Annotated in this window: 14 protein-coding genes; all 14 read left to right on the forward strand. The window is 67.4% G+C overall.

Going from position 1 to position 9962, the window contains the following annotated elements; translation table 11 throughout:
- Window positions 1-23 precede the first annotated feature (23 nt).
- The 14 genes from AB0L97_RS32930 (at window position 24) to AB0L97_RS32995 (ending at window position 9955) form a co-directional block, all read left to right on the forward strand.
- On the forward strand, window positions 24-356 hold the full coding sequence (locus tag AB0L97_RS32930; RefSeq protein ID WP_364437361.1) for a hypothetical protein: 333 nt from the start codon (window positions 24-26) through the stop codon (window positions 354-356).
- Window positions 340-1935 carry a hypothetical protein gene (locus AB0L97_RS32935; RefSeq protein ID WP_364437364.1) on the forward strand — a complete coding sequence of 532 codons (1596 nt, stop codon included), beginning with the start codon at window positions 340-342 and terminating at the stop codon, window positions 1933-1935. The genes AB0L97_RS32930 and AB0L97_RS32935 overlap by 17 nt, the downstream gene beginning before the upstream one ends.
- A gap of 21 nt (window positions 1936-1956) precedes the next feature.
- On the forward strand, window positions 1957-3396 hold the full coding sequence (locus AB0L97_RS32940) for a DUF935 family protein (RefSeq protein ID WP_364437367.1): 1440 nt from the start codon (window positions 1957-1959) through the stop codon (window positions 3394-3396).
- Window positions 3393-4658 carry a head maturation protease, ClpP-related gene (locus AB0L97_RS32945; protein WP_364437370.1) on the forward strand — a complete coding sequence of 422 codons (1266 nt, stop codon included), beginning with the start codon at window positions 3393-3395 and terminating at the stop codon, window positions 4656-4658. Before AB0L97_RS32940 ends, AB0L97_RS32945 begins: the two co-directional genes overlap by 4 nt.
- Window positions 4658-5026: a capsid cement protein gene (locus AB0L97_RS32950; RefSeq protein ID WP_364437373.1), complete on the forward strand. Its 369-nt coding sequence runs from the start codon at window positions 4658-4660 to the stop codon at window positions 5024-5026. Before AB0L97_RS32945 ends, AB0L97_RS32950 begins: the two co-directional genes overlap by 1 nt.
- Window positions 5027-5045: 19 nt before the next feature.
- Window positions 5046-6008, forward strand: a complete 963-nt coding sequence (locus tag AB0L97_RS32955) for a hypothetical protein (protein WP_364437377.1) — start codon at window positions 5046-5048, stop codon at window positions 6006-6008.
- Window positions 6005-6406, forward strand: a complete 402-nt coding sequence (locus AB0L97_RS32960) for a hypothetical protein (protein ID WP_364437380.1) — start codon at window positions 6005-6007, stop codon at window positions 6404-6406. Before AB0L97_RS32955 ends, AB0L97_RS32960 begins: the two co-directional genes overlap by 4 nt.
- Before the next feature lie 16 nt (window positions 6407-6422).
- Window positions 6423-6857, forward strand: coding sequence for a hypothetical protein (locus AB0L97_RS32965; protein WP_364437383.1), 435 nt, complete (start codon window positions 6423-6425; stop codon window positions 6855-6857).
- Complete coding sequence (locus tag AB0L97_RS32970) at window positions 6858-7244, forward strand: hypothetical protein (RefSeq protein ID WP_364437386.1); 387 nt, start codon at window positions 6858-6860, stop codon at window positions 7242-7244.
- A 5-nt stretch (window positions 7245-7249) separates the two neighbouring features.
- On the forward strand, window positions 7250-7606 hold the full coding sequence (locus tag AB0L97_RS32975; RefSeq protein WP_364437389.1) for a hypothetical protein: 357 nt from the start codon (window positions 7250-7252) through the stop codon (window positions 7604-7606).
- The gene (locus AB0L97_RS32980) at window positions 7603-8016 is read left to right on the forward strand and encodes a hypothetical protein (protein WP_364437392.1); all 414 of its coding nucleotides are present in this window, start codon (window positions 7603-7605) and stop codon (window positions 8014-8016) included. Before AB0L97_RS32975 ends, AB0L97_RS32980 begins: the two co-directional genes overlap by 4 nt.
- Before the next feature lie 12 nt (window positions 8017-8028).
- Window positions 8029-8973 (forward strand): hypothetical protein, encoded by a 945-nt coding sequence (locus tag AB0L97_RS32985; protein WP_364437395.1) that lies wholly within the window; start codon window positions 8029-8031, stop codon window positions 8971-8973.
- 89 nt (window positions 8974-9062) lie between these two features.
- Window positions 9063-9482: a hypothetical protein gene (locus tag AB0L97_RS32990; protein WP_364437398.1), complete on the forward strand. Its 420-nt coding sequence runs from the start codon at window positions 9063-9065 to the stop codon at window positions 9480-9482.
- Window positions 9443-9955, forward strand: coding sequence for a hypothetical protein (locus AB0L97_RS32995; RefSeq protein ID WP_364437401.1), 513 nt, complete (start codon window positions 9443-9445; stop codon window positions 9953-9955). Before AB0L97_RS32990 ends, AB0L97_RS32995 begins: the two co-directional genes overlap by 40 nt.
- Window positions 9956-9962: the final 7 nt, after the last annotated feature.

Consider the following 9962-nt stretch of genomic DNA (forward strand, 5'->3'; position numbering starts at 1 on the left):
GGGGGCGAAAAACGGTGCGTGTCATGGCCTCTGACCTCGGTAAAACGGGCGAAAAGCTACGTGCCGCGCTCGAACTGGACGATGACGGGTACGAGATCACCGTTTTGATCATCGAAGCCGCACGAGTGGGGGATCGGCTAGAGCAACTCAACAGCATTCTGACCGGTGAGGCTGCCATGTGGGCCCGGCTGACGAACGGCCGCGAGGGAGACCTCGAAATCCGTGTCGACAATGTACTACAGGAGGCCCGGCAGCAGGCCGCGACGCTGCGGCAGCTGATCGGCGCGGTTCACCGCCTGCGCAACGACTCAGAGCCCGATCCCGACGAGCCGGATGGTCTTGCCGACCTCAGCTGAGCTCGCCGAGCTGTTCCCGGCGCCGGATCCGGTCGTGTTCCCAACGCTGACCGGCCGTCAGGCCCCGCATCACATCTCGGTGTTCGATGGCGACGACACGGACGGCTTCAAGGCGATCACGCTCGCCCAGCGCGTCTGCGTGCAGGCCATCATGCCGTGGCAGACGGGCAACCTGCGGTGTCTGCTGCGTCGCAATCCCGATGGCACTTGGACGCATCCCGACGCCGTGCTGCTCTGCCCTAGGCAGAACGGAAAAAGCGAGATCCTTTTGTTCCGTTGCCTTTTCGGTCTCGCCGTGCTTGGCGAGAAGATCCTCTACACGGTGCAGCGGTGGGACACCGGCAAGGAGCTTCACGAGCGGCTCGTCGCGATGATCGCCGCCCGCCCGTGGTTGCGCAAGCGACTCAAGAAGCAACCGACGCTCTCACAGGGCCGCGGCACGATCGAGTTCAAGAACGGCGCGAAGATGGTCACCTCGACGCGCTCGGCCGACATGGGCCGCGGTCTCACCCGCATCGATCTGCTGGTCTATGACGAGGCGTACAACCTGGATTCGGCCGCGAGCGCGGCAGTCGACTGGGCGCAGATGGCGGCGCCGGATCCACAGACGATCTACACCTCGAGCGCGGTCAACGCATACGAGCACAGCAAAGGATTCGTGCTCACCGACATGCGCAATCTCGGGCTCGCCGGTGCGCCGCGGCTGTATCTGGCCGAATACATGGCGCCGGAACCCATGCCGTGGCGCGACGTCCGAACCTGGAAATATGCGAATCCGTCGTGGGGCGTGATCGCCAACGAGGCGAAGATCGAGAAGCCGCTACGCAAGGCGACCACCAAGGCCGGGATCATCTCGTTCGGTGTCGAGGCGCTCGGCCGCGGAATCTGGCCGGTGCGCGACGAGGACCGGCCTGCACTCATCCCCGCCGACGTGTGGGACGCGATGAAGAATCCAGCCGCGACGCTGGTCGGGCCGCGGGCGATGGCGGTCGACATGACACCGGACCGCAAGACGGTCTCGATCACCGCCTCGCAGTGGACAACCGACGGCTGCGTACACATCGATCTGGGCTACCACGGGCCGCGCTCGGCACAGACCGTGCCCTACATCGTGGCCACGGTGTCGCGTCTGGATCCGTGCGTGCTGGTGATCGACGACCAGAGCCCGGCCGCCTCGATGGTCGCCGATCTCGAGGCCGCCGGTCTGACGGTCTACACGACCAACACCAGCGAGATGGCGAAGGCGACCGGCGATTTCTACGACCGGTCCGACGGCGCGCTGCTCAACCACACCGGCGATCCCGAGCTCGCCGACGCTGTCGAGGGCGCGGTCAAACGCGATCTGCCGGGCGGCGGCTGGGCATGGGACCGCAAGCGCGCACTCGACGACATTTCGCCGCTCGTCGCCGGATCGCTGTCGACCTGGGGGCTGGTGACCTTCGGTGCGCAGACCGCGCCGGTGCAATCGATCGTTCATCGCTCGGTACAGATCACCGCGGATCGCTCGATCGGTATCACGGCGCACGGCTCGCGGCGGACATTCACAGCTGAGCCGAATCTTGCGGCGGTGGGGTTCTAGGTGGGCGCGATCCCGAATGCGATGCGTCGGCGCACGCATCCGGTCGCTCGCGGCGCGGGCCGCTCGCTCGCGGTCCGTAACGCCGACTCCGGGCAGTCGCCCGTTCGCGGCCGCGTCGCTACACGGGAAGTCGGGTACGCGGTCACCTACCCGGGCGACATATGGATGCAGAACAGCGAGCCGACGCCGGAGCTGCGGTGGCCGCTGTCGGTGCAGGTGTATGACCGGATGCCGCGCCAGGACGCGCAGATCGCCTCGGTGATGCGGGCGATCACGCTGCCGGTACTGCGTACGACGTGGCGCGTGGATCCCAACGGCGCCCGTGACGAAGTCGTCGAGCACGTCGCCGATGACCTGCATCTGCCGATCGTGGGCGCAGACAACGAGACTCGGCCGCCGGCGAAGCGGATCCGCAACGCTTTCTCGTGGCCTGAGCATGTGCGTCTGGCGCTGTTGTGCCTGCAGTACGGGCACATGTTTTTCGAGACCACCTACCAGATCGACGACAACGACCGCGCGCACATTGCGAGGCTGGGGCCGCGGCTGCCGCGCAGTATCGCGAATCTCGTGGTCGCGCCGAACGGCGATCTCGTGAGCATCGCCCAGTACGCGATGGGCGCGCTGACGGGCGGTTTCCAGTCGATCGTCCTCGGCGACGGCAACGCCGGAGCTCGGATACCGGCCAAACGGATCGTGCCGTATGTGTGGGAGCGCGAAGGCGGCGACTGGCTCGGCAAGAGCGTTTTGCGTGCGGCGTATAAGAACTGGCTGCTCAAGGACCGGATGCTGCGTGTGCAGGCGCAGACGATCGAGCGCAACGCCATGGGGATCCCGGTGTACTACGCGGGCCCGATGGACAAGCAAGACGACCTCGACAAAGGCCAGCAGATGGCCAACGACTATCGAGCCGGGGACAGCTCGGGTGCGGCGATCCCGAACGGCGCGAAGCTGCGGCTACAGGGCGTCGAGGGCACGCTGCCGGACGCCGATCCGGTGATCCGATACCACGATGAGCAGATGGCGCGAGCTGTCCTCGCGCACTTCCTGAATCTGGGCACACAGACCGGTTCCTGGGCGTTGGGCAGCACCTTCGCCGACTTCTTCGTGATGAGCCTGCAGACCGAGGCGCAGCTCGTCGCCGACACCGGCAACGCCTACATCGTCGAGCCGCTGGTCGACATCAATTTCGGCGTCGATGAGCCCGCACCACGAATCGTGTTCGACGAGATCGGCTCTCGCCACGACGCGACAGCGGATGCGATGGCGCTGCTGCTCAATGCCGGTGCGGTCATTCCCGATCGCCGCCTCGAGCAGGCGCTGCGCGACATGTACGGGCTGCCGCAAAAGGACCCGGACGCGCCCGATCCCGGGCCGAAGGCCGAGCCGCAGCCCGGCGCGCCGGTCGACGGCAACGGCGGCGACCCGAACGAACCCCCCGACCTGCAGGAGCAGCAGCAATGAACGCACGTGATCGTGTCCGGGCGCTGGTGGCCGACCGCGCCGAACGCCCCTGGTATGAGATCAGGGCTGCGGCCGACACCGACGAGACGCTGGTCGTCTACATCTACGACGAGATCGACTCGTGGTTCGGCGTCTCGGCCGAGGCCTTCGCGCGTGATCTGGCCGCGCTGGACGCCGAGCGCATCGAGGTACACATCAACTCGCCCGGCGGCAACGCCTACGACGGTCTCGCCATCATGAACGCGATCGCAGGCCACCCGGCGCAGATCACGACCATCGTCGACGGGCTCGCGGCCAGCGCGGCGAGCTACATCGCGATCGCGGGCGATGAGGTGATCATGCGCCCGGGCGCACAGATGATGATCCATGAGGCATGGGGGCTGGCTGTCGGCGACGCGCGCGATATGGCGGCGATGGCCGAGCAGCTCGACGGCGCCAGCAGCGCACTCGCCGAGATCTACGCGAAGAAGACCGGCGGCGACGCGGACGCGATGCGTGAGCTCATGCGCGCCGAGACGTGGTTTTCGGCTGACGAGGCGGTCGAGGCCGGTCTCGCCGATCGGGTCGAGGCGCCGAGCAAGAGCAAGGCCGGCGGGGGCGGGGCCGCCAAGGCGCGCGCGTTCGACCTGTCGGTCTTCAATTTCGCCGGCCGCCGCGCTGCACCCGCGCCGCGGCTGCATCGATCACCCTCTGCCCGAGTCCGAGCGGAGGTCACACCAGGAGAGAGGAGGGCCGCTGTGCCCACCCTGATCGAGGGCCTCCGCGAGCAGCTCGGATTGCCCGAGGACGCCGACGAGGCAACAGTGCTGGCGGCAGTGACCGCCAAGCTCGACAGCGGCGGCGCCGCGACCACCGAGCCGGGCCCGGCGGACGAGCCCGCCGAGCCGACGCTGCAGCAGATCGCCGCGAGCGCGAAGCGGCTGAATCTGCGGCTCGTCGACGCCGAACAGTACGAGCAGCTCTCGGCGCAAGCAGCCCAGGGCGCGCAGGCGTTCGCGCGGCAGCAGGAGCAGCACCGCAATCACGTGCTGTCCGAGGCGATCCGCACCGGCCGGATCTCGAAGGGGCAGCGCGAGTCCTACGCCAAGCAGCTCGAGCGGGACCCGGAAGGCACCGAGGCGTTCCTGAACTCGCTGCCGCGCAACGTGGCTGTCTCGCTCGAGGAGATCGGCCATGCGGGCGAGCCGGAGGTCGACGAGCTCGGCGCGGACATGGCCGCCGCCTACGCCAAGGTCACCGGCACGAACTGGAAGGATGCGTAATGGCCGACTACCTGCCCTTGTACTTCCCCGGCGAGAAGGTGCCGTGCACCACGAGCGCCGCCGTCACCGCGGGCCAAATGCTCGTCGTGTCGGGCAACAACACCGTTGCCGCCAGCTCGGGCGCTGCGATCGGGTACGGCGTCGCCGCGTACGACGATCCGGTCGGCGGCGCGCAGATCATGGCCTACCGCGACGGCATTCATGTCCTGGCGGCGAGCGGCACCATCAACCCCGGTGACGCCGTGATCCCCGCGGCGGGCGGCGCGGTCGCCGCGATCGGGTCCGATACCAACTACGCCCACGTCGTCGGCCAGGCGCTCGCCGCAGCCTCCAGCGGCAAGGTGACCGTCGCCCTGCGGCTGGGCTGAGCACAGAGAGGCCATTCCCATGAGCGGAACCACATTCCCGCCCGCACAGCCCACGCTGTCGGGCGACATCCTGCAGATCAACCGGTTCCTGAATGATCCGGTCTGGATCCTGCGGGCACTGCGCAGCATCGGTGACCAGCTGTTCGTCTCGAACAAGATCCTCACCGGCCAATGGTGGACGGAGTCGGGCTCGGCCGCCTACGAACAGAACGAGTCCATCTTCGCCGACAACGCGCCGAAGGCGGTCCCGCCCGGCGGCGAGTACCCGCTGACCACGACCGGCACCGGCCCGGCGAGCCTGGCGAGCACCGTCAAATGGGGCCAGGACTCGGTGATCGAGGACGAGGCGATCTCGCGGCAGAAATACGCTGTCGTGCAGCGAAAGTTCACCAAACTCGTCAACAGCCACGTGCAGCAGATCGACTCGGTCGCGCTGTCGGCGGTAGCCTCGGCGGTCACGCAGAACACCGCCGCGGTCGCGTCCTGGACGGGCAGCGGGTCGACGCCGGTCATCCTGCGTGACCTGATGCGCGCGTTCGCCAGCATCGTGAACCTGAAACAGGGCTACATGCCCGACACCGTGCTGCTCGGGCTCACCACATTCGCCAACGTCGTCTCCGACGACAAACTCGCGCAACTGCTGCCCCGCGAGGTGCCCGGTGTCGCGGCCGCACCCGTCAGCGCGGGATGGGATTCGCCGTTCATGAAGCGCATCGGCGGATTCACGTTCGTCACCTCGCCGAACCTGCCGGTCACCGGTCGTGCGACGCTACTGGACTCGAAGGTGCTCGGCGGGTTCCTCGACGAGCGCGTGCCCGGCCCGGGCTACGTCGCCAGCCAGGACGAGGGCGCCGACGGCATCCAGGTCAAGACGATGCGCGAGGACGACACCGACGGCTGGCGGATCCGCTGCCGCCGGATCACCACGCCATTGGTCAAGGAACCTGCTGCGGCCTGGCAGATCACAGGAGTCGACGCATGAGGTACCAAGTAACCGCGCCGCTAGTGATCGCCCAGGATCCCGACGGGCGCGCTCACCACCGCTACTCCGGCGAAGTGATTCAGTGGCTCTCGCCCGAGCAGCGGCAGCACCTGCTCGATCTGGGGATGGTCGAGGAGATCCCCGACGCCATGCCGCCGGGTGTCGCGCCTACGGATGACGAGCCGGAAGACGCCGACCCGCAGCCGACGCCGGACACAGATCCGGCCGGGCCCGCGCCCGCCGTCGCCCCCGACCCGGCGTCGCAGGAGTCCGAGCAGCCCGCGCGGCCGCCGCAGATCGCGAAGAAAGAGATCTGGGTCGACTGGGCGGTCGCTGCGAAGGGTCTGGACCGCGCCGAGGCCGAGGCGATGACCCTGGAACAGCTCAAGGCGCTGTGAAAGGAGGTGCGCTGAGATGACCACACCGTTCGCGACCACGAGTGACGTGCAATCGACTTGGCGCACCCTCAACACCACGCAGACCGCCTACGCCGAGTTGCTGCTGCAGGCGGCTGCGCTGTGGATCTGTCAGCGGCTGCCGAACATCGCGCCCGACAGCCCGGCAGCGAAGATCGTGTCCATCGAGGTGGTTCGCGCGGCGCTGCAGCGCGACCAGCTCGACGGCGTGCCGTCGGGAAAGAGGACGCGCGGCACCCGGTCGGACGAGTGGACCGGTGCGCGGACGGCGACCATCGAGGAGCTGGCGCGCACGCTGGTGTTCTCGCAGTACCACCATGAGTTGCTCGGCCTGCGGCAACCGTCGGGGCCGCGATATGCGATGGGCAACCGGTACTCCACACCCGATCCGATCGCCCTGCCTGGGCGCGGCGTGCTGGGCGAATGGGCCTGAGTGGTTTTCGAACTCGGTAACCACACGCTGATCCTGCATCGGCGCGTGCCCGTCGTCGACGGCAACGGCCACCCGGTGCTCGATGCCTACGGGCGGCGGGAGATCACGCCAGTGGATGAGACCGTGACCGGCTGCGACTGGGAGGTCACCGAGTCCATCGAGGACGAGTCGGCGGTGACCGTGGTGCGCTTGGACGGCCGCGGCATGCTGCCGCCGGGGACGTCGGCTGCCTACACCGACGCCGTCACCTGGAACGGCATCAAATTCGAGCTACACGGGCCGCCCCGACCGGTAGCCGACATCAGCAGCGACGCAGTCGATCACATCGCACTCACCGGCCGCTCGTACCTGGACAGCAACAACCCCGACAGTCGAGAGGAGGGCTGAGCCCAATGGAGATCATGGGTGTGCTCGCGGAACTGACGAAACTGTCCGCGGCCGCGTCGGCATCGCCGCAAGCGCGCATCGAATGCGAACGGCTCGCCAAGAAAGGCGAACGCTACGGTAAATCCATCGCGCCGGTGAACAAGACCAACCGCCCGCACCGGGTATCGCGCGGGCATATCGACGAACCGGGCGACTACCAGAAGTCGATTCGCGGGGATGTCGTGTTCAAGGGTGGTGTGTGGCGCGGCCGTGTCGGCGCCTACGACTTCAAGGCGCACTGGATCGAGTACGGCACCAAGAAGATGGCGAAGTTCGCCATCATGCGCCGCACGGCGGGCTATCTGCGAGGCAGCGGCTCGTGAGGCCCGAGGGTCGGCATTTCGCCAACCTGCGCACCCTGCTCACGACGTACATGCTCACCGTGCCCGGGATCGGGGGCGCGGGAACGAAACTGCGGGCAGTGTGGCCGTTCGTGCTCATCACGGTCATCCCGTCCGGCGGCGACAACTACGTGTGGTCACGGCAAATCGTCGACATCGAGGTATTCCACGCCGACTACCCCGCCGCCGCGGACTTCTCGCGCCTGGTGCACGACCACATGATGCGGCTGCGCCACAGCTACGTCGGTGGCGAGCCGGGCGCCGGCGGCGTGCCGATCAGCGACGTCACCACCATCAACGGTTTCGGCGATCTCGATTACGAAGACGACACCGTGCACCGGTTCATCGCCGAATACGAAATCGAGTCCATCGCGAATGCTCAACCCCTGTAAGGAGATACGGTCATGACGGGTACCACGTGGGACACCCTTTTCGGCGGCGACGTCGGCAATGTGTTCAAGGGCCAGTTCGGTTTCTGCCTGGCGCGGGACTACGACCCGACCAAGCCGCTGACCAATTTCAGCCCGTTCGACACCGCCACCGGCGACTGGTCGAGCACGCTGCTGACCACCGACGGGTTCGTGGGCCTGGGCTACTTCGACGAGAACGGTCTCGAGTTCACCCCGACCCTGCAGACCGCCGACACCAAGGCGTGGCAGTCGCGGCAGAAGCTGCTGACCGACATCACCGAGGACTCCGAAGCGGCGATGTTCACCGCGATCGAGCGCACCCCCTACATCGAGGCGCTGGAGACCAATCTGCCGTTCGCTTCCATGCTGGCCATGGGCGCGGCAGGCTACCAGTACACCAAACCGAGAGTGACCGTGCCGATCCACCGGCAGCTCATCTTCGGGTCGATCTACGCTTCGCCGCAGGGCATTTCGGCGTGGGCGCGGATCTACAGCGACGCGATCATGGTCAAGCCCGACAAACTGTCGATGAACCCCAAGACCGAGGCACAGGGCAAACTCACCCTGGAAGCGATGCCGGATTCGCTGTCCGGGTTCGCGGTGCGCACCCTGCGCGAAGGCCCCGGCTGGCGGGCTCGTGGCGGCACCACCGGCACCCCCGGCACCCCGACCGCGGCCGCGGGCTCCGCCGGTGTCGCGACGCTGACATTCACCGCCCCCACCACTCCCAATGGGCCGTTCACCTACAAGGTGTGCGCCGACGCGTCCACGACTGCGATCACGACCGGCAACGTCACGGTCGGTGGCACCACCACTAACCCGATCCTGACCGTGTCGAGTCAGACCGCGGGCGCGCACACCTACAAGGTGCAGGCCATCGGCTCGAATCTCTCAGCGTCGGCGATGACTGCGGCGTCGAACTCGGTGACCGTCACCTAAACCCTCCAAGCCCCGACGTGGCGCGCGGTGGCTGGGCGCCACGTCGGGACCCAGCCACCACAGCCACACCTTGAAGGAGGAAAACGGCAATGTCCGAACCAATGATGACCGCGCCGACCGAGTTCGGTCAGTCGGTCCCGCCGCCGCTCGCCGCAGCACCGGCACCGGCACTCAAGCCCGCACCCGCGCCGGTCGACCTCGACGACGTGGTCACTGATTTGAGCGCTTTCCGCGAGCAGGCGCTCGAGGGGCTCGGCTCCCCGGGTGTGCGTTTCCAGCCTGGCGGACCCGGTACGGAGGTATTCACCGTGCCGCATCCGCTACTGCTTACCGACGCGCAGAACGACCAGATCGCGAAGCCGTTGTCGTTCGTCGAGATCGCGAAGGTGCTTCTCAACAGGCCAGACGATTCGCAGGTCTACGCCCGATTCGTTGCGGTGGGTGGCCGCTCGGGTGACGTCATGATGGCGTGGCGACGGCTGAGTGCCGGGTTGGACATCCCAAAATAGGCGAGGCGATCGCCCTGCTGAAGTCGGCCCCGGACCAGATCGAGGCCGACATGGGTCGCCAGTATCCCGGGCGCAGCGTCAAGGAGTTCTGGCGCACCATCGGGCCTCGCCAGACCGGCGAGATGTCGCCGCGTGAGTTTGTCGTGCTCGTCAAGGGCTTCACGGATGAAAGCCTGTTCAAGCGCACCAAGTACACCGCATGGACGGTGCGTGAGCGCTTGGCGGCCCGAATCGTCAACGTGCTCGAGGCGCATCGCGGCGACTACCGCCACGCTCACGGCGCCGAACACGACTGGGCACCGGTCACCCCGCCGGAGCTGCCGCACGAGCGCGCCGCACGGGAAGCGCAAGAAACCAAAGCCGAACGGCAGCGCGCACTGGGCCCGGCCGTGCTGGAGCGCATGCTGCGCGGCGAGCTGCGCATGTCCGACATCGACATCACCAAACCCATCGAGGAGGCACTGACAGCGTGACACCGGT

It is taken from the genome of Nocardia sp. NPDC051911 (assembly GCF_040681035.1).
GTDB classification, from domain to species: domain Bacteria; phylum Actinomycetota; class Actinomycetes; order Mycobacteriales; family Mycobacteriaceae; genus Nocardia; species Nocardia sichangensis.